We start from the raw sequence: 18835 nt of genomic DNA, 5'->3' as shown, positions 1-18835 counted from the left end.
CGGCCCGCGACGCGGCATCCGTGGTGGTTTGAGGAAAGCCTAACCTCACCAGCCGAGCCGCCGCTGGCCCGTGCCGCAGCTCTCTCGGGAATGCCCCGGTCAGCTCCGATGTTGTATCAGTGTTCGGGTGTGGAACCACCGCACCGGAAGGAGGAGAACGTGGGCATCAGCTATGTCGAGTTCGAGGACGAAGCCGGGATCCTGCGTCGCTATCGGAAGCACGTGAACGGCCGGGGCCTCGTCGCCACGACCGCCAAGGTCGACCCCAGCGCGTTCGTCGACCCGACGGCCTACGTCGACCCCGGTGCCGAAGTGCAGCGGGGCGCCCGGATCGGCCCGGGCGGATGGGTCGAAGGCGACGCGATCGTCGCCGAGCGCGCCGTCGTGGGCGTGAACGCGCACATCGGCCGCCGCGCCGTCGTCGGACGCAACGCGGTCGTCGGCCCGTACGCCACGATCGGCAGCGACGCCAAGGTGCAGAACGGTGCACGCGTGCCGCGCGAGCTCACGCTCGCCGACGGCGACGAGTACCGCGCCTCGACCGACGACCTGCGCCGGCTCGGCCTCGCGGCCTGAGCCGGCAGCATGCCCGGTCGGCAGCACCGGTCGGGCGAACCGACGGCCTACTGTCTCGCCATGGCGATGCGCATGCGCTCGTCGGGATCGATGAAGTGGTCGTGGTCGTCGTCGCCGAGATCGATCTGCACCCAGCCGATCCTGCCGGTGAAGCGGCTCGACTGCGGGGTGTAGTCGGGGCTGACGGCCGTGCCGGACTCGTACCCGATATCGGTCGTCTCGTCGGCTGAGAAGACCATCGCCTGGGTGGCATCGACCCGTCCGGTTCCGACGGCCTCGCCGTCGTAGTACAGCGTGACGCCGCCGCCCTTGGCGAGCCCGCCCCCGTCGTACGCGAACTCCATGCGAACCTGATGCGTGCCCGCCGGAATCGGCCGGTCGGCAACGGCGTCGAACGACTGGATACCGAGCACGTTGTACACGAACTTCGCACGCCCCTCCGTGGCGTAGAAGCTCCACCCCCCGAAGCGCCCGCCTTGAGCGATGAGCACGCCGTTCGCCCCGCCGTCGGGCACCTCGACCTCGGCCGTGACCGACCACGACTTGTTCTTGATGCTGACCACGCTGTTCTCGGTGAGACGCCCCATGCCGGAGAAGAACTGCTGCGAGGTGCCGCGGATGAGCGTCGGCCGCCCGGCCATGTCCGCGTTCATGCGTTCGCCGGTACGGTCGTCGATGGGGAGCACGTTGTACTTCACCGCCTCGATCAGCCAGAGGCGCTGCAGTTCGTGCAGCTTGTCGGGCTGCTCCGCCGAGAGGTCGCGCGCCTGGCTGAAGTCACCGCCGCTCCCGTCGTACAGCTCCCAGACGTCGTCGTCGAACGCGGGCAGCGTGCCGCCGACCATCTCCCAAGGGGTGCGATGCTTCGTCACGGCGCTCCAGCCCCGGTGGTAGATACCGCGGTTGCCGAACATCTCGAAGTACTGCAGGTCGTGTCGCTCCGGGGCATCCGCGTCGTTGAAGCTGTAAAGCATGCTCGTGCCCTCCATGGGCGACTGCTGCACGCCGTTGACCATGGTGGGCTCAGGCAGCCCCGCCGCCTCGAGAATGGTCGGGGCGACGTCGATGCAGTGCGTGAACTGCGTGCGCAGCCCGCCCTTCTCGGAGATTCCGTTCGTCCAGTGCACGATCGTGCCGTTGCGGGTGCCGCCCCAGTGCGAGGCGACCTGCTTGGTCCACTGGAACGGTGTGTCCATCGACCAGGCCCAGCCGACCGCGTAGTGGTTGTAGGAGCTCGGCGACCCGAATTCGTCCATCTTCGAGCGCATGAACTCAGGGGTCTCGAGGGCGGCCATGCCATTGAAGTTCGCCATCTCGTTGAATGCGCCGTTGACGGTGCCTTCAGCGGATGCCCCGTTGTCGCCGATGATCACATAGATGAGCGTGTCGTCCATGACGCCGAGGTCGTTGATCGCGTCGAGCACTCGGCCGACGTGGTGATCGGTGTGTTCCAGGAAGCCCGCGTACACCTCCATCTCGCGCTCGAGCACGGGCTTGAGGTCGTCGGGCATGTCGTCCCAGGCCGGGATCTCCGCGTGTCGCGCCGTGAGTTCCGCGTCGGCCGGGATCACGCCGAGCTCCTTCTGGCGAGCGAAGGTGCGTTCGCGCTGCACATCCCAGCCATCGGCGAAGGCGCCGGCGTACTTCTCCGGCCACTCCTTCGGCACGTGGTGTGGTGCGTGCGTGGCGCCGGGGGCGAGGTAGACGAAGAACGGCTTCTCGGGCGCGAGCGCCTTCTGCATCCGGATCCAGCTGATCGTGTGGTCGGCGAGGTCCTCGGTGAGGTGATAACCCTCTTCGGCCGTCTTGGGCGGCTCGACCGGGGCGGTCCCCTCGTACAGCGCCGGATCCCACTGGTTGTTCTCCCCGCCGAGGAAGCCGTAGAACGTCTCGAACCCGCCGCCCGCCGACGGCCACGCATCGAACGGGCCGACGGGCGAGGTCTGCCAGACCGGCACTTCATGGCATTTGCCGAACTGGGCCGTGGAGTACCCGTTGAGCTTCAGGGTCATCGCGATCGGTGCCATCGTATTCGGCCGGAGCGAACTATTGCCGGGTGCCGAGGTTGCCGTCTCGGTGATGCTGCCCATGCCGACGGAGTGATGGTTGCGGCCGGTCAGCATGGCTTGGCGGGTCGGCGCGCAGAGTGCGGTCGTATGGAAACGGTTGTACTTCAGGCCGCCGGCGGCCAGCTTCTCGAAGTTCGGCGTGCGGCAGGGGCCGCCGAACGCGCTCGTCGCTCCGAAGCCCACGTCGTCGAGCAGGATGACGAGCACGTTCGGCGCGCCATCAGGCGGAAGCAGCACCTCGATCGGCGGATACGCGGTCTGCGGGTCCTTGGCGTCGTAGGTTGTCAGGCCGGGCACCGGGCGATCCGGAATGGGCAACATCGAACGTGCATGGCGATCAGGAATCATGACTTCCTCCAGTGAGGTCGCAGAGTGATGACCCGAGCCAAGCTAGCCATCCGGCGCGCATTCCGAATCACCCACTTCGGGTGATGCGCGCCCGGCCGCGGTCGAGCAGCCTGAACCCGAGCGCGGCAAGCTGTCGCGCAGGCGGTCGGATTCGACGAACGGAGCACCATGGACGAGCACGCGTTGGATGAGCTGGGCCCGGTCGACTATCTGGTGGTCGAGTTTCCGGCAGGCGAGGCGAACTTCACCGGGGAGATCGTGCGGGAACTCGTGAACCTGGTCGACGCGGGCACCATTCGGGTGATCGACGCCATGGTGCTGACGAAAGACGAGAACGGTGCACTGGATGCCGTGGAACTCGCCGATGCCGGCGACCTCGGCGCCCTCGTGGAGATCGAGTCGCAGTTGGCCGAACTGCTCGCGGCAGACGACGTGGCGCACCTCGCCAACGCCATGGAACCAGGCAGCACCGCGGGGGTGCTGGTCTACGAGAACCTCTGGGCGGCTCCGTTCGCCGCAGCGACCCGCCGCGCCGGCGGTCAACTGATCGCGAACGGCCGAATTCCCATTCAGGCCATCATCGCCTCGATCGAGGCCGATGCACTTCACGAGACGGCAGGAGTCTGAGATGCCTTTGAGACGAGCACGAATCGGACGCGTCGGCGTCATCGGCGCCCCGGTTGCACGTGCGGCGGTCGTCACGGCCGCGGTGCGTCCGGGACCGGCACCCGTTGCGAAGGCCGCCGTCGTCGGCGCAGCTCTGACACCCGGGCGACGACGACGCATCTAGCATGGTCGCCGAGACGTTCGACATCGTCGTGCGAGGGGAGCTCGTGCCGATGATCACCGATGAGCTCGACGGGTTCGAAGTGATTCCGACCGGTGCGGGCACGACGCTACTGCGCGGGGTGGTTCCCGACCAAGCTCGCCTGATGGGCGTGCTCGACCTGCTTCGGAGCTTCAACATCGAGATCGAGGCGGTCATGCACGTGCAGCATCCGCCGGGCTGAGCCGGCCGGCCTGCGATCCGAGCAGCCCCAGTTCTTGTGCGCGCGCGATCGCGGCGCTTCGCCCGTTGACCCCGAGCTTGCGGTAGATGTGCGCCATGTGCGTCTTCAGCGTGTTGACCGAGACGAAGCAGAGTTGTGCGAGTTCTGCGCTCGTGGAATGGCCGGGCAGGCGGTCGAGGATCTGGAGCTCGCGCTCGGTGAGCGGGTCGATGAGCTGGTCGTTCGCCGTGGGCGCGCGCAGCTCGTCACGGCGGAGCAGCACGGCCTGCGCGATGCCGCCGCGGGCGGCCGCGAGTTCCGCGACGAGTTCGAGCGGCTGTGGTCCGGCATCGACGAAGAGCGCGACGAGGCCCTCGGGAGCGGCGAGGTCGAGTGCGACCTGCATCTCCTCGAGAGCCGTGGCATGCTCGCCGAGCGATTCGGCGATCCAAGCCGCTGCCATTGCGCGGAGGATCGTTCCGCGCGGGCCGGCCGCGGTGAAGACCGCGTCGTCGGCCGCGAATCGGCGGCTCGCGGCATCCGGCTGCCCGAGCGCCAACTCTGCAGCGATGGCCTCGAAGGTGCTCGCGGCGCCCGTCGATTCCTCGATCTCGCCGAGATGACGCGCATCGGCACTCCGCCCGGCGCGGCGCAGCAGCGACATCTGCGTCGACCGCAGCCGTTCGCGGATCACCGGCGCCGGTGCAGGTGCTGCGCCGAGCCGCACGAGGTCGACCATGCCGAGCGCTTCGTCGTGACGGCCCTCGGCGCTGGCGAGCAATGCGCGCTGGTGCCGCGTGATCCAGCCCAGTTGCGTGCGGTGGTTGGCTTCGGCCCGGATCCCGCCGTCGCGGAGCGGCGCCGCGGCGGCTTCGGGCCGGCCGCGCTCGAGTGCCACCAGCGACTGCGCGAGATAGGCGTCCGCGATGATCGGATGCGTCAGCAGCCCGACCTCACTCGCCGTGTGCACCGCCTCGGCCGCAAGCTGCTCGGCCTCGGTCGTTCGGCCGCTCCAGATCCGCAGCAGCGCGAGTGAGCCCAGCATGCCGACACGGAAGGGAGGGTACGCGATGCCGTCGCTCGCGAACGCGCGTTCCATCCAGATTCCCGCAGCGTCGAGATCACCGGACAGGAAGAGCGCCCGCCCGCCCGAGCCCAACGCGAGCGTCATCATCAGCTCGGGCGTCGAGAGTCCCATGATGTCGGGCAGCGACACGTCATCGCGTCGCACGATCAGCTCGAGCAACTCGATCGCCTCTTCGGCGGCCCGCAGGCAGGTCTCGGGGTGGGAGCTCCACTGCGTCGTCGCCGAGATCCACGTGAGTGCGACCGCCCGTTCGCCGAGGCTCGCCTGCGGGTCGCCGGCGACCCGGCTCAGCAGTTCGACCGCTCGCGCAGCCTCGCCCTGCATGCCCACGAGGATGCCGAGTTCGATCGTGACGTCGCGTCGCGTCGCACGCACGTGCTCGGGCACGCTCGTGATCCAGCGGATCACCGTGCGCATCTCGCCTCGTTCGAAGATGTCGCTGCCGCGGGTCATGATCGTCGCGAGCGCTCGGTCCCAGTCGCGGGCGCGCAGGAGGTATTCGACGGCAGGCACCAGTTCCCCGACGGCGAGGTGGAAGTCGGCGGCCCGCTCGAGCAACCGCACCTCCTCTGCGGCATCCTCGGCGCGCAGGCGATAGCGCAGCAGGTCCCTGAAGAGGTGATGGAAGCGGTAGCGCTCGCGCCTCGAATCGAGGCCGACGACGAACATCGATTCGAGTTCGAGCTGTTCGAAGAGGCGCTGGGCGTCGTCGCGTTCGAGCACGTGGTCGACGAGGTCGGCGGTGAGGATGTCGAGCGGCGACATCCGCAGCAGGAGCTCTCGTTCGGCGGCGGGCACCGCGTCGAGCACCTCCTCGGTCAGGTAGTCGGCGACGAGGCGGTCGCTGCCGTCGAACTCGGCGACGAACTCGGCGCTCTCGGCGGTGTCGGCGTGGAAGCGCAAGGTGAGCGCCGCCAGTTGCAGGCCGGCCGCCCAGCCCTCGGTGCGGCGCACGAGCACGTCGATCGTCTCGGTGCCGAGGTCGCGTCGCGCGACGCGGGAGAGCAGGCTCGCCGACTCCGCGTCGGTCATGGCGAGGTCGGACTGACGCAGCTCGAGCAGCCGGCCACGCAGCCGGAGCCGACTCCAGGCGATCGGCGGGTCGATCCTCGTCGAGATGACGAGGTGCACGTTCGGAGGCAGCGCGGCGACGAAGCGGCCGAGGTCTTTCAGCAGTGCCGTGTTGCCGAGATGATGCAGGTCGTCGAGCACGATCACGATGGGTGGGAACGACTCCAACTCCACCCGGAGCGCACTCAGCAACGCCTCACCGAGGCCGCCGGTGTGCAGCGCCGAGAGCCGTGCCAGCTGGCGAACGGCGGGGCGCACCTGTGCCAACGCCTCGAGCAACCGGCTCGTAAATCGCACCGGGTCGTCATCGGCCGGCTCGATGTCGATCCAGGTGAACGGCAGCGACGGGTGATCAGCAGCCCATTGCTGCAGCAGCACGGTCTTGCCGGCTCCGGCCTGCGCGACGACCAGCGTGACCGGCAGGCTCAACGCAGCGGCGAGCCGCCGCTTGAGCGCCGGTCGCTCGATCAGATATTCGGATGTGAGACGTTCGACCACTCATGCCCCCGCAACTCGGCGCAGAACTCTCTCTGGGTCAGTATGCCTGAGCGAAAGCCCGGCCCACCCCACCCGAACGGGGGTCACGCATGCGTGTCATCCGATCGGGGTGATGTGCCGGTCGTGCCGGTCGAACTAGCTTCGAGCCGACGCGGCGTGATTCCCACGATCGCGAAGGGAAGGGAACGCTCATGAGCATCTGGGATTTCTTCGCATGGTTCTTCTGGTTCTACATCGCGGTCTCGTGCCTCATGCTCTACATCTCGGTGCTGTTCGATGTCTTCAGGGATGACACCCTGAACGGCTGGGGCAAGGCGATCTGGGTGCTCGCGCTGATCGTGCTGCCGTTCCTCGGAGCGATCATCTACCTGATCGCCCGTGGCCGCTCCATGTCGGGGCGCAACGCTGCGAGGGCGCGGGCCGATTCGGACGAGAGCGCCGACTACATCAGGAGTGTCGCCGCGACGACGTCGGCGCCCGCCGAGATCGAGTCCGCGAAACGGCTGCTCGACAGCGGAGCGATCACGGCCGAGGAGTTCGAGGTGCTCAAGGCGAGGGCGCTGAGCTCTACCGCTTAGCCCCCGCGCAAGAGCTGTGGCGTCTCAGGCGCCGGTCTTACGCTGGAGCACATGTCGAATTCTGCAGAGACCGACACGACCGACACGACCACGGCCACCGAGGCTCCGAGCCCCGACTGGTGGAAGTCCGCCGTCGTCTACCAGGTGTATCCGCGCAGTTTCCAAGACAGCGACGGCGATGGCATCGGCGACCTCCGCGGCATCCTGAACCGGCTCGATCATCTCGAGCGGCTCGGGGTCGACGTGGTCTGGCTCTCGCCGATCTATCGCTCGCCGCACGCCGACAACGGCTACGACATCAGCGACTATCGCGACATCGATCCGGCCTTCGGCACGCTCGACGACTTCGACGAGCTGTGCGTGGCGCTGCACGGGCGCGGCATGAAGCTCGTGATGGATCTCGTGGTGAACCACACCTCCGACGAGCACCCGTGGTTCATCGAGTCGCGCTCGAGCCGCGACAACCCGAAGCGCGACTGGTACTGGTGGCGCCCGCCCCGCGAGGGCGCTGCGCCCGGCACGCCCGGCGCAGCGCCGACGAACTGGGAGTCGTTCTTCGGCGGCTCGACCTGGCAGTTCGACGAGGCGACCGGCGAGTACTACCTCCACCTGTTCGACGTGAAGCAGCCCGACCTGAACTGGGAGAACCGCGAGGTGCGGGCCGCGGTCTACGAGATGATGCGCTGGTGGCTCGATCGCGGCGTCGACGGGTTCCGCATGGACGTGATCAACCTCATCTCGAAGCATCCTGAGCTGCCCGACGGCCCGGTGCGCGAGGGGCGCCGCTACGGCGACGGTTACGCCTTCTACGCCGGCGGGCCGCGCCTGCACGAGTACCTGCAGGAGATGTACCGCGAGGTCTTCGGAGGCCGAACCGGGCTCATCACCGTCGGCGAGACGCCGGGGGTGACGATCGACGAGGCGAAGCTGTTCACCGACCAGGCGCGGCGCGAGGTCGACATGGTCTTCCAGTTCGAGCACGTCGGGCTCGACCACGGCGTCTCGAAGTTCCGCCCGCGACAGCTCGCGCCGGGCGAGCTCGCCGCCTCGCTCACCCGCTGGCAGGAAGGTCTCGCCGACGTGGGCTGGAACAGCCTCTACCTCTCGAACCACGACCAGGCGCGCTCACTCAGTCGCTTCGGCGATGACGACGGCTTCTGGCACGAGTCGGCGACCGCGCTCGCCACGATGCTGCACCTGCAGCGGGGCACGCCCTACGTCTATCAGGGTGAAGAGCTCGGCATGACGAACGCCCCGTTCGACGAGATCGGCGACTACCGAGATGTCGAGTCGCTGAACCATTATCACGCGGAGGTCGCGAGCGGCACCGCGGCCGCCGAAGCGGTCTCGGGCCTCGGGCTCATGAGCCGCGACCACGCCCGCACACCGGTGCAGTGGGATGCCTCACCGAGCGCCGGCTTCACGAACGGCACGCCGTGGATCGCCGTGAACCCGAACCACACGAGCATCAACGCGGCCGCGCAATACGGCGACCCGTCATCGGTGTTCGAGTACTACCGGCGCCTCATCGCCCTGCGCCACGAGCGGCCCGTCGTCGCGCACGGCAGCTTCGAGCGAGCGGATGCCGGTCACCCCGCGATCTTCGCCTTCGAGCGCGTGCTGGGGGCCGAGCGACTGCTCGTCGTGGTCAACCTGTCGGGCACCGAGCACCGGCCCGAGTTCGCTCCGGAACTCGTGGAGCGATGGGGCGGCGCCGAGGTGGTGCTGACGAACGCGGTGACGGATGCCCCGCCCTCGACCCCGTCGGAGCTGCTGGGGCCGTGGGAGGCGAACGTCTTCGCGCGCTCGTCGGCCGAGTAGCCCGCTCGTCGGTCGAGTAGCGACGAAGGAGCGTATCGAGACCCCGCACGTGGTCTCGATACGCTCGCTGGCGCTCGCTACTCGACCGGCGAGGGCGCGGCGGCGAACAGCTCGCCCGCGAGCAGCTCGAGCGTCTGCTCGCGCCCCGGCGTCGCGTCGTGCGGCTCGGTCTCGTACGAGCCGCCGATGGGCGCGAGCATGATCTCGTCGATGCCGTGACGCTCGGCCAACGTGCGCAGTTCGCCCGCCGCGCTCGCCGGGTCGGCGATGATCCAGCGCTTCTCCATGGCGGCGATGATCTCGTCGCCGATCGAGTCCGTCGGCGCTGCGAGCGCCTCTTCCACGGTCTCGAGCGGCAGCATGGGCCGGTTCGTTCGCAGCCGTGCCATCGAGTGCAGTTGCGGCAGTGCCCGCGCCCGCGCCTCCTCGACCGTGGGCGCGACCGAGGCGTTCACCGTGAGGAACGTCTCGGGCACCGGGTGCGCCTCGCTCGGCTGGTACTCGGTGCGGTAGAGCTCGAGCGCCCGTTCGAGGCCCTCGCCCGAGAAGTGGTTCGCGAAGACGTACGGCAGGCCGAGCGAGGCGGCGAGTTTGGCCGAGTAGTCGCTCGATCCGAGCAGCCAGAGCGTCGGGACATCCGTCGCCGCCGGGGTCGCCGTGATCGCGTACTCGCGCCCGCTGGTGAGACGCAACGTGGCGCCATCGGGCGAGAGCAGCGAGAGGATGTCGGCGATGTGGTCGGGGAAACGGTCGACGTCGGCGGTCGGTCCCGAGATACGCAGCAACTGGGTGATCACCGGATCGCTGCCCGGCGCGCGACCGATGCCGAGATCGATGCGACCGGGCGCGAGCGCCTCGAGCGCCGCGAACTGCTCGGCGACGACGAGCGGCGCGTGGTTCGGCAGCATGACGCCGCCTGACCCGACCCTGATGCGCTCGGTCTGCGCCGCGATCGCGGCGATCAGCACGGGCGGCGTCGTCGAGGCGACCGACGGCATGTTGTGGTGTTCGGCGAACCAGTAGCGGGTGAAGCCGAGCCGGTCGGCCAGCTGCGCCAGGCGAACGGATGCCGCGAGCGCGCCCGAACTCGTCTGGCCGCTGCGCACCGGAATCAGGTCGAGCACGGAGAGGCGCGGTGAAGAAGTCATCCCTCTCGCCAACCCGCCCGCGACGCGCCGTATTCCGAGCCGCGCGCGCCTGAGGGTCGCCTGAGTGGGGGTGTCGCTCGCGAGCCGTGCTTCATAGGCTGGAGTGTGAGCGACATCGCTGTCGCACCACTCGATTCCTGGGGAGGAAACGATGACGGTTCACTACGAATTGCCCACGGCAGCCGACTTCGCGACGCTGGCCGGCCCGCACCATCCCGCGATCACGGTCTACGTGTCGGCATCCCCGGTGGTGAGCGAACGAGAACGCGCCGAGATCGCCGTGAAGAGCGCCTTCGACGAGGCGTTCGAGCGATTGAAGGGCACGGAGGTCTCCGGCACCGACATCGCCGCGATCCGTGCCGAACGCGATCGCATCCTCGGCGACCAGACGCTCTGGGGCTCGCTCGCCCGCTCGATGGCGGTCTTCGTTTCGCCGGGATTCAGCGAGGTGTTCGTGCTGCCCAACCGGCTCGACGACGCCGTGCACGTCGGCTCGCACTTCACGCTCGGTCAGCTGTTGCGTGCGCCGAGTCAAGATCAGGAGGCGTTCGCGCTCACGCTCTCGGCCAACGAGTGGGGGCTCTGGCACGCGACGCCCACCGAGCGGGCCGTGAAGCTCGACGTCGACGCCGCCTTCGACAAGAGCCTCGACGACGCGATCAACCGCGACCCGTCAGACGACGACAAGCCGCGCGGGGGCATGCACGGCGACCGCGGTGTGCAGGGCGACGAGCGCAAGAAGGGGTTCTTCGAGTTGTACGCCAAGCGCGTCGCCGACGCGGTGCGCCAGGAGCTCATGCACCGCGACGCCGACGAGCACGTGCCGCTCTTCGTCTTCGCCGCCGAGCCGTTGCTCAGCCTCTTCATCGACCGGGTGCACAACGGCCGACGCATCGTCGGTGTCGCCGGCGCACCCGATCGGCTCGGCGCCGCTGAAATCGACGATGCCGTGCGAGAGCAGCTGTCGTCCATGAACATCGCCGAGGCGGATGCCGCGCTGCGCGGGCTGACCGAGGGCACCGCCGGCCGCGTCGAACGCGACCTCGCCGCGATCGGACGCGAGGCCGCCGAGGGCCAGGTCGAGGTGTTGTGGTTCGACTTCACGAAGTCGGTCAACGGCACGCTCGACCGCGAATCGGGCGCGATCCGGTTCGCGAGCGGTCAGGGCGCCGGAGAGCAGCTCGACGACGGCACGCACGCCGGCGACCTGCTGCCCCAGTTGGCCCTGCTCGTCATGTCGAAGGGCGGCAAGGTCGTCACGGTGCGCAGCGACGATCTCGACGGCGCGGTCTGGTCTGCACCGGCGATGGCCGAGTTGCGGTTCGCCCTGGCGTAGCGACCTTCGTCGGGCGACGAGACATCGGATGCCGCGGGCGCAGGCGAGCCGCGGCATCCGCTCGTTCGAGGCGACCGTCGGGTCGGTCGCTCGAACCGGGTGTTCGGTCAGCGGCGCGCGCCCACGCGCTCGCGGAGCGGCAGGATGAAGCCCTCGCGCCAGCGGAACCGGATGACGACCTCTTGTGCGCGGGCGTCTTCGATGATCGCCTCGACCGCGGTTTCGGCAGGCCGGTGCGGGCCGTCGGTGCGTGGAGGCGTCTCGCGAATCTCGAGCCAGAGGCTCTCGGGGTGGGGCACGACGCCGGGGTTCGCGGCGACGAGTTCGAGCTTCCAGCCGGGGCTCGCGCAGAGGCCGGAGCCCGAGACGTGGATGAGGCGGATGCTGGGCGTTTCGATGACGATCGCGCGGAAGTCGGCGGCGGAGAATTCGCAGTGCTGCAGTGCGTTCATGCATTCGAAGCTACGGCCTGAAAAGTGAGACGTCCTCAGTGCTGGCGCTGAGATCGGCCGGGGCCGGCGCTGAGATCGGGCGATCGGGGGCCTGGGTCGAATCGATTCGTTTCGGCGGCTCCGCCCCTATGCTGAACCAATGCGATTCGGAATGTTCGTTCCCCAGGGTTGGCGCTACGACCTCGTCGGCATCCCGCCGGCCGAGCAATGGCAGGCGATGCACTCGCTCGCCGAGCTGGCCGATGCCCCCGATTCGGCGTGGGAGTCGATCTGGGTCTACGACCACTTCCACACGACGCCCGTGCCCTCGGCGACCGAGGCCACGCACGAGGCCTGGAGTCTCGTGGCGGCGTTCGCGGCGTCGACCTCGCGCGTGCGGCTCGGCCAGATGTGCACGTGCATGAGCTACCGCAACCCCGCCTACCTCGCGAAGGTCGCGGCGACGATCGACGTCATCTCGGGCGGCCGGCTCGAGATGGGCATCGGCGGCGGCTGGTACGAGCACGAGTGGCGGGCCTACGGCTACGGCTTCCCCGAGATCCCCGAACGGCTCGGCCGCCTCCGTGAGGGCGTCGACATCATGCACCAGGCCTGGACCACCGGTTCGGCCACGCTCGACGGCAAGTACTACCAGGTCGACGGCGCGATCGTGCAGCCGCAGCCGCTGCAGGCGGGCGGCATCCCGATCTGGATCGCCGGTGGCGGCGAGAAGGTCACGCTGCGCATCGCCGCCAAATACGCGTCGTACACGAACTTCGCCGGCTCGGCCGAGGAGTTCGCGCACAAGAGCGAGGTGCTGCGCGGGCACTGTGAGAAGCTCGGCACCGATTTCGACGCGATCACGCGGTCGTCGGAGTTCCACACCATCGTGGGCGCCGACGACGCGGATGTCGCGCGACGCGTCGCAGCCGTCGAGGCGCGGGTCGCACCGTTCCTCGGGCCCGAGAAGACCGCCGCCTACATGTCGGCCTATCGCGGCCCCAGCGGGGCGGTCGGCACGCCCTCGCAAGTGGCCGCGAAGCTCGCCGAGCGCCGCGAGCTCGGTCTGGGGTACTCGATCCACTACTTCCCCGAGGCGGCGTACGATCGCTCGGGGCTCGAGCTCTTCGCGGCCGAGGTCATCCCCGCGCTGCAGTAGTCGGTCGGCGCCGCCTCATCGCAGAGGTGTCGCACTGGAGTACCCGATGTGCGCGTGAGTACCGCCCTGCGCGCACTTCGGGAGTACTCACGCGCGCATCGGGTACTCGAGCGTGAGGTGGCCGGCGTGGCGACTAGCGGAGGCCGCGCATGAGCAGGCCGAGCAGCCGCGGAAGGTCGTCGGATGCCTCGGCGCGGGCGCCGGTGTCGCGGCGGGGGCGTGACGCGGCCCACGCGAGCGAGCCGGCCATCACGAAGAGGTCGCGTGCCGAGACATCCGCCGTCACGGCGCTCTGTTCGCGGGCTCGATCGAACAGTCGACCCGTCGCGTCGACCAATGTGCTGCACGAGGCGCCGAGCGGGGACTGCTTGTTGTTGATCGACTGGACGATGGAGTCGGGCAGGCCGTCCCACGTGTTGGCGTGCCGCGCGAGCGCGAGCAGCCAGGTGTCGAGGGCGGCACCGGCGTCATCGTCGGCGAGCAGCTGCTCGGCGAGCTCGTTCAATGCCAGACGGCTCTCGACGAGGGCTGCCTCGAGCAGGCAGTCGCGATTGGGGAAGTGCCGGTAGAGAGTGCCGGGACCGACGCCGGCACGGCAGGCGATGTCGTCGAGCGAGGCCTGTGTGCCGTGCTCGGCGAACGCGTCGCCGGCCACCCGCACGATGGCTTCGTAATTGCGGCGCGCGTCTGCGCGCATGGGCCGCGTCGGTGCGGCGGCTTCGATGCTCACGGTTCCTCCTGCGGGGCCGCAGGACGGCCCCTCTTGACAAAGCGGAGACTATCTCCGTATTGTCGTCGACAAGGGGAGACTCTCTCCGGATAACAGCGTAACCCAATGAGACCAGGAGCACCACCAATGAGCGAAGCGCCACCCGCGACCGTCTCCGAGACATCCGTGAGCGACGAAACGAGCGGCACCCCGGCGACGCGACGAGCAACGGGTTCCGCCAGCGCCGCGGCATCCGTCACCGCCCAGACCGGCACCCGCCAGACGGCCACCCGACTCACCGGCCGCACACTGCTCGGCCTCATCGTCGTCTTCATCACCCAGCTCATGCTCGTGGTCGACGCGAGCATCGTGAACGTCGCGCTGCCCCACATCCGCGACGAGCTCGGCTTCAACCCGACGAACCTCTCGTGGGTCGTGACGTCCTACGCCCTCGCGTTCGCCGGACTCATCCTCTTGAGCGGTCGTATCGGCCAGATGATCGGGGCGCGGCGAGCGCTCATCATCGGCACCGTGATCTTCATCGCGGCATCCGCGCTCGGCGGCTTCGCCGTGAACCCCGAGATGCTCGTGACGGCTCGCGTGCTGCAGGGCGTCGGCGCGGCGCTCGCGGCGCCCTCGACCCTCGTACTGCTGCTCGAGAACACGGTTCCGGGCGCACAGCGCAACCGGGCGATGGCCCTCTTCGTGCTCGCGGCGGGCTCGGGCGGCGCCATCGGCCTGATTCTCGGCGGCGTGCTCACGACGAGCCTCGGCTGGGAGTGGGTGATGTTCGTCAACGTGCCGATCGGACTCGTGATCGTCGCCGGCGCGCTCGCCTTCCTGCGCGAAACCTCGCGCAGCCGCGCCCGGCTCGACCTCGGCGGCGCCTTCACCTCGACGCTCGCCATGGTCGCGCTCGTCTACGGCTTCACGGTCGCTGCCGAGTCGGGGTGGCTCGACCCGCGCACCCTCGTCGCCTTCGCGGTCGCCGCCGCGGCGCTCGTCGCCCTCGTGCTCATCGAGCGTCGTCACGCGAGCCCGGTCGTGCAACTCGCCTACTTCCGCGCCCCGCGCACCGCGGTGCCGTTCTGGGTCATGCTCTTCGTGCCGGCCGGCATGTTCGGCTTCTTCTACTTCGCAACGCTGTTCACGCAGAACGTGCTCGGCTACGACCCGCTCGGCACGGGGCTCGCCCTGCTGCCCTTCGTCGGCAGCATGCTCATCGTCAACCAGCTGACGCCGCGATTCGTGGCACGGCTCGGCGAGCGGATCGTGGCGGTGACGGGCCTCGCGCTGCTGGCCGGCGGCATGCTCTGGATGGCGCAGCTCGGCACCGAGAGCACCTTCCTCTCCGGCATCCTCGGCCCGGCGATCGTGCTCGGCTTCGGGGCCGGCCTGACCTTCGCGCCGATCACGTCGATCGTCATGGCGCAGGCGCCGTCTGCCGAGTCCGGCCAGGCGTCGAGCCTGCTGCAGGGCATGCAACAGCTGGGTGGGTCGATCGGCGTCGCGGGCCTCACGACGGTCTTCGCGGCCGTCGCCGTCAGCGGCGGCGAGGCCCGGGGCATCGCGGCGGCGCTCATCGGGGGCACGGCATTCCTCACGGTCGCGCTCGTGCTCTTCGCAGTGTGGGGCCGGCGGGCACCGTCGGTCGACGGCACGGATGACACGCCCGCCGCCGCCCGGGCCCGACACGATGCCGCCCCGCGCGGACGAAACCTCGCAGCCGAGCTCGCGTTCAACCGCCCCGTCGACTGATCTCGCGAGATTCGCCGCGCCGACAGCCCCAGCGCCCTCTGTTGAGGAGCAGACTGGGGCGGTCGGCGTCGACGGTGCGCCTGGGTGGGGGATGCGAATGTGCAGATCGTGCGTGGCCGCTGAGCCGATGACATCGACGGCCGAGCGGTGCACCTCGTGAAGAAGTGGTCTGTCATCGCGATCCTCGGCAGCGCGCAGTTCGTGATGGTGCTCGACGGAACCGTCATGAACGTCTCGATCTCCACCGTGGTCGACGACCTCGACACGAGCGTCGCCGCGATGCAGGGCGCGATCACGTTCTACACCCTCACGATGGCGGCGTTCATGCTGCTCGGGGCGAAGCTCGGCGATATCTGGGGTCGTCGTCGAGCGTTCGTGATCGGCTCGTGCGTGTATGCCGTCGGATCGCTCGTGACGGCGCTCAGCCCGAACGTCGCGTTCCTCTTCCTCGGCTGGTCGGTGATCGAGGGGCTTGGCGCCGTGCTCGTGATTCCGGCGATCGCCGCGCTCATCGCCGACAACTACGAGGGGCACGAACGGGTCACCGCCTACGCGATCATCGGCGCTGCCTCCGGTGCCGCGGTGGCGGCCGGGCCGCTCATCGGCGGATTCCTGACGACGTACCTGAGCTGGCGCTACGTCTTCGTCGCCGAGGTCGTGATCATGATCGGCGTCGTGCTCTTCTCGCGCGCAGTGACCGACCGCACTGGAGCCCGGCCGGCGCGCATCGACCTGCTGAGCGTCGTGCTGTCGGCCGCGGGCCTCGTGCTCGTCGTCTTCGGCATGCTGCAGAGCAAGACCTGGGGCTGGGTCATCCCGCTGCAGTCGCCCGAGATCAACGGCGTGGCGATCGCGCCGCTCGGCGTCTCACTCACGATCTGGCTCATGCTCGCGGGGGCACTGCTGCTCTGGGCGTTCGTCGATCGGCAGCGGCGCCTCGTGGAGTCGGAGCGCGCGCCGCTCGTCGATGTCGCGCTCTTCGCCATCCTGCGGCTGCGGAGCGGCCTCACCGTGCTCGCGGCGCAGTACGCGCTCACGGCCGGGCTGTTCTTCATGGTGCCCGTGTACCTGCAGATGACGCTCGGGCTCGACGCGCTCGAAACCGGCATCCGGATCTTCCCGCTCTCGATCTCGCTCATCCTCTTCTCCATCCTCGGCACCAAGCTGTCGCTCATCTGGTCGCCGCGGCGCATCATCAGGGCGGGGCAGATCATCCTGGTCGTGAGCGCCGTCGTGCTGCTCGGAGCGGTCGATCTCGAACTCGAGAACCTCACGTTCGGGGTTGGCATGTTCGCAGCCGGTGCCGCGCTCGGGCTGCTCGCCTCGCAGATCGGCAATGTCAACATGTCGAGCGTCGACGAGGCGCAGTCCAGCGAGGTCGGTGGGCTGCAGGGCGTGTTCCAGAACCTCGGCTCCTCGCTCGGTACCGCACTCATCGGCTCGGTGCTCATCGGTGCGCTCGCCACTTCGTTCGGCTCGGCAGTCGCGACGAGCGAGCTATCGGCCGACACCCGCTCGGTCGTGCAGCAGGCGACGGCGGGCGGCGTCGAGATCGTGCCCGCGGCATCGGTCGACGACCTGGCAGAGCAGGCGGGACTGAGCGAAGCGGATGCCGCGAAGCTGACGGCGATCTACGAGCGGTCGCAGATCGAGTCGCTGCGGGTGGCGTTCGTCGCGCTGATCGTCATCGCGCTGGGGTCGCTGTTCTTCTCCAGGGGCATACCTGCCGATGTCGCCGGCCGACCGCGCGATGAACAGACCGACGACGCGGCGATCGGGGAGAAGCGATGAGCGCCGCGAGCGCCGCAGGCGCGGCTGAACCGGCACCGACCGACTTCGTCGCGCGCGCCGACTGGGGCCGAGCGGCCAGGCGCCGGGTGCCGCGGTCTGCGCATGCCGAGTGGCAGCCGGCGGCCGACCGCATCGATCCCGTCTCACTGCTCGAGCAGCAGGCCGCGACGCGCGTGGCCGAGCTCGTGCCGATCCGCCACGCGCGCATGATGGTGTCGCCCATCAACTTCTTCCGCGGTGCCGCGCTGCTCATGGCTGCAGATCTGTCGACGACGCCCGACTCGGGCATCGTCGTGCAGCTGTGCGGCGATGCCCACCTGTCGAACTTCGGCGTGTTCGGCACCCCCGAACGCAGGCTGCTCTTCGATATCAACGACTTCGACGAGACGCTGCCGGGCCCGTGGGAGTGGGACCTCAAACGACTCGTCGCGAGCTTCGAGGTGGCCGGGCGCCACCGCAGCTTCAGCGACGCCGATCGTCAGGCGATCACCCGCGCTGCGGTGCGCGGCTATCGCGAACGGATGCGCCGTGCCGCGGAGTCGCGCGTGATCGACGCCTGGTACGACCGGCTCGACGCCGACGACGTCTCGCGGTGGGTGCGCACCGAGCAGCAGGCTCGCGGCCTCGACAAGCGGCTCGTGAAGCGCACCGACGCGGCGCTCGCCAAGGCGCGCTCGCGCGACAGCGTTCGTGCGCTCTCCAAGCTCGTGCACGTGGTCGACGGCCAGCTGCGGATCGCTGCGGCCCCGCCGCTCATCGTGCCCGTCGAAGACCTGCGACCGGCCGGGCGCTCGGCGGCCGAAGACGAGCAGGTCATCCGCGAGGTGCTGCGCGACTACCAGACCACGCTGCCGGGCGCGCGGCATCCGCTCGCGGAATACAGTTACCTGCACCTGGCTCGCAAGGTCGGCGGCGTCGGAAGCGTCGGCACCCGAGCGTCGATCGTGCTGATGCGGGGTCGCGACGACGACGACCTCCTGCTGCTGCAGGCCAAGCAGGCCGAGGCGTCGGTGCTCGAGCGATTCCTGCCGCCCACCCCGTACGCCGAGCACGGTGAGCGCGTCGTGCGGGGGCAGCGGCTCATGCAGGCCGCGACCGACGTCTTCCTCGGCTGGCAACGCGTGACCGGACACGACGGCGTTGCCCGCGACTTCTACCTGCGGCAGCTGTACGACTGGAAGGGCGGCATCGACATCGACGAGATGCTGGTGTCGGGTGCGGAGCTGTATGCACGCGCTTGCGGCGAGACCCTCGCACGGGCCCACGCCCGCTCAGGCGACCGGGTGGCGATCGCGGCGTACCTCGGCTCGAGCGATCGCTTCGACCGGGCGCTGGTCGAGTTCGCGGTCGCGTACGCCGACCAGAACGAGCGCGACTTCGACGCCTTCACGACGGCCGTGGCATCCGGTCGCCTGTCGGCGAGCTCGCCGAGCTGAGCCGGGAACCGTGGGCGAGAGCGCTTGCTG

15 protein-coding genes are annotated in these 18835 nt (G+C 69.2%); 10 read left to right on the top strand and 5 right to left on the bottom strand.

Annotated elements, in window-relative coordinates; genetic code table 11:
- Positions 1 to 159 precede the first annotated feature (159 nt).
- Entirely contained in the window at positions 160 to 576 is a 417-nt protein-coding gene (locus tag H521_RS0108400; protein WP_022892582.1) for a UDP-3-O-(3-hydroxymyristoyl)glucosamine N-acyltransferase, read from the top strand.
- 47 nt (positions 577 to 623) lie between these two features.
- Here the strand turns inward: H521_RS0108400 and H521_RS0108395 are convergent, their stop codons facing one another.
- On the bottom strand, positions 624 to 2993 hold the full coding sequence (locus H521_RS0108395) for an arylsulfatase (protein ID WP_022892581.1): 2370 nt from the start codon (positions 2991 to 2993) through the stop codon (positions 624 to 626).
- A gap of 168 nt (positions 2994 to 3161) precedes the next feature.
- Here H521_RS0108395 and H521_RS0108390 point away from each other — a divergent pair, with 168 nt between their 5' ends.
- Entirely contained in the window at positions 3162 to 3620 is a 459-nt protein-coding gene (locus tag H521_RS0108390) for a DUF6325 family protein (protein ID WP_022892580.1), read from the top strand.
- A gap of 164 nt (positions 3621 to 3784) precedes the next feature.
- The gene (locus H521_RS0108385; protein WP_022892579.1) at positions 3785 to 4003 is read left to right on the top strand and encodes a hypothetical protein; all 219 of its coding nucleotides are present in this window, start codon (positions 3785 to 3787) and stop codon (positions 4001 to 4003) included.
- On the opposite strand, the gene H521_RS22325 is transcribed toward H521_RS0108385, so the two are convergent.
- Entirely contained in the window at positions 3975 to 6638 is a 2664-nt protein-coding gene (locus tag H521_RS22325) for a winged helix-turn-helix domain-containing protein (protein WP_022892578.1), read from the bottom strand. The two genes, H521_RS0108385 and H521_RS22325, sit on opposite strands and share 29 nt — an antisense overlap.
- 191 nt (positions 6639 to 6829) lie before the next feature.
- On the opposite strand from H521_RS22325, the gene H521_RS0108375 reads away from it, so the two are divergent.
- Both H521_RS0108375 and H521_RS0108370 read left to right on the top strand, forming a co-directional pair.
- On the top strand, positions 6830 to 7216 hold the full coding sequence (locus H521_RS0108375; protein ID WP_022892577.1) for an SHOCT domain-containing protein: 387 nt from the start codon (positions 6830 to 6832) through the stop codon (positions 7214 to 7216).
- 51 nt (positions 7217 to 7267) lie between these two features.
- Positions 7268 to 9037, top strand: a complete 1770-nt coding sequence (locus tag H521_RS0108370; RefSeq protein WP_022892576.1) for an alpha-glucosidase — start codon at positions 7268 to 7270, stop codon at positions 9035 to 9037.
- A gap of 77 nt (positions 9038 to 9114) precedes the next feature.
- On the opposite strand, the gene H521_RS22320 is transcribed toward H521_RS0108370, so the two are convergent.
- Positions 9115 to 10185 carry an LLM class flavin-dependent oxidoreductase gene (locus tag H521_RS22320; protein WP_022892575.1) on the bottom strand — a complete coding sequence of 357 codons (1071 nt, stop codon included), beginning with the start codon at positions 10183 to 10185 and terminating at the stop codon, positions 9115 to 9117.
- 151 nt (positions 10186 to 10336) lie between these two features.
- Here H521_RS22320 and H521_RS22315 point away from each other — a divergent pair, with 151 nt between their 5' ends.
- Positions 10337 to 11521, top strand: a complete 1185-nt coding sequence (locus tag H521_RS22315; protein ID WP_022892574.1) for a baeRF11 domain-containing protein — start codon at positions 10337 to 10339, stop codon at positions 11519 to 11521.
- A gap of 107 nt (positions 11522 to 11628) precedes the next feature.
- Here H521_RS22315 and H521_RS0108355 read toward each other — a convergent pair whose 3' ends face one another.
- The gene (locus H521_RS0108355; RefSeq protein WP_022892573.1) at positions 11629 to 11973 is read right to left on the bottom strand and encodes a hypothetical protein; all 345 of its coding nucleotides are present in this window, start codon (positions 11971 to 11973) and stop codon (positions 11629 to 11631) included.
- 139 nt (positions 11974 to 12112) lie between these two features.
- Between H521_RS0108355 and H521_RS0108350 the strand changes: the two genes are divergently transcribed.
- Positions 12113 to 13111: an LLM class F420-dependent oxidoreductase gene (locus H521_RS0108350; protein ID WP_022892572.1), complete on the top strand. Its 999-nt coding sequence runs from the start codon at positions 12113 to 12115 to the stop codon at positions 13109 to 13111.
- A 133-nt stretch (positions 13112 to 13244) separates the two neighbouring features.
- Here the strand turns inward: H521_RS0108350 and H521_RS0108345 are convergent, their stop codons facing one another.
- Positions 13245 to 13841 (bottom strand): TetR/AcrR family transcriptional regulator, encoded by a 597-nt coding sequence (locus tag H521_RS0108345; protein ID WP_026482074.1) that lies wholly within the window; start codon positions 13839 to 13841, stop codon positions 13245 to 13247.
- A gap of 126 nt (positions 13842 to 13967) precedes the next feature.
- On the opposite strand from H521_RS0108345, the gene H521_RS22310 reads away from it, so the two are divergent.
- The 3 genes from H521_RS22310 to H521_RS0108330 all read left to right on the top strand — a co-directional run bounded on the left by H521_RS22310 (position 13968) and on the right by H521_RS0108330 (position 18805).
- Positions 13968 to 15578, top strand: coding sequence for an MFS transporter (locus tag H521_RS22310; RefSeq protein ID WP_022892570.1), 1611 nt, complete (start codon positions 13968 to 13970; stop codon positions 15576 to 15578).
- Between the two features lie 156 nt (positions 15579 to 15734).
- Positions 15735 to 17369, top strand: coding sequence for an MFS transporter (locus H521_RS0108335; RefSeq protein ID WP_026482073.1), 1635 nt, complete (start codon positions 15735 to 15737; stop codon positions 17367 to 17369).
- Positions 17366 to 18805 (top strand): DUF2252 domain-containing protein, encoded by a 1440-nt coding sequence (locus H521_RS0108330; protein ID WP_022892568.1) that lies wholly within the window; start codon positions 17366 to 17368, stop codon positions 18803 to 18805. Before H521_RS0108335 ends, H521_RS0108330 begins: the two co-directional genes overlap by 4 nt.
- Positions 18806 to 18835 lie beyond the last annotated feature (30 nt).

Source organism: Agromyces subbeticus DSM 16689, from assembly GCF_000421565.1.
GTDB classification, from domain to species: domain Bacteria; phylum Actinomycetota; class Actinomycetes; order Actinomycetales; family Microbacteriaceae; genus Agromyces; species Agromyces subbeticus.
The sequence above is the reverse complement of the archived record's forward strand: the minus strand, read 5'-3'. Positions and strand labels throughout refer to the sequence as shown.

Bases quoted from the DNA above. Each gene is read 5' to 3' on its own strand.
- H521_RS0108395 (WP_022892581.1), bottom strand. From the start codon at position 2,993: ATGATTCCTGATCGCCATGCACGTTCGATGTTGCCCATTCCGGATCGC.
- H521_RS0108390 (WP_022892580.1), top strand. From the start codon at position 3,162: ATGGACGAGCACGCGTTGGATGAGCTGGGCCCGGTCGACTATCTGGTG.
- H521_RS0108385 (WP_022892579.1), top strand. From the start codon at position 3,785: ATGGTCGCCGAGACGTTCGACATCGTCGTGCGAGGGGAGCTCGTGCCG.
- H521_RS0108375 (WP_022892577.1), top strand. From the start codon at position 6,830: ATGAGCATCTGGGATTTCTTCGCATGGTTCTTCTGGTTCTACATCGCG.
- H521_RS0108370 (WP_022892576.1), top strand. From the start codon at position 7,268: ATGTCGAATTCTGCAGAGACCGACACGACCGACACGACCACGGCCACC.
- H521_RS22320 (WP_022892575.1), bottom strand. From the start codon at position 10,185: ATGACTTCTTCACCGCGCCTCTCCGTGCTCGACCTGATTCCGGTGCGC.
- H521_RS22315 (WP_022892574.1), top strand. From the start codon at position 10,337: ATGACGGTTCACTACGAATTGCCCACGGCAGCCGACTTCGCGACGCTG.
- H521_RS0108355 (WP_022892573.1), bottom strand. From the start codon at position 11,973: ATGAACGCACTGCAGCACTGCGAATTCTCCGCCGCCGACTTCCGCGCG.
- H521_RS0108350 (WP_022892572.1), top strand. From the start codon at position 12,113: ATGCGATTCGGAATGTTCGTTCCCCAGGGTTGGCGCTACGACCTCGTC.
- H521_RS22310 (WP_022892570.1), top strand. From the start codon at position 13,968: ATGAGCGAAGCGCCACCCGCGACCGTCTCCGAGACATCCGTGAGCGAC.
- H521_RS0108330 (WP_022892568.1), top strand. From the start codon at position 17,366: ATGAGCGCCGCGAGCGCCGCAGGCGCGGCTGAACCGGCACCGACCGAC.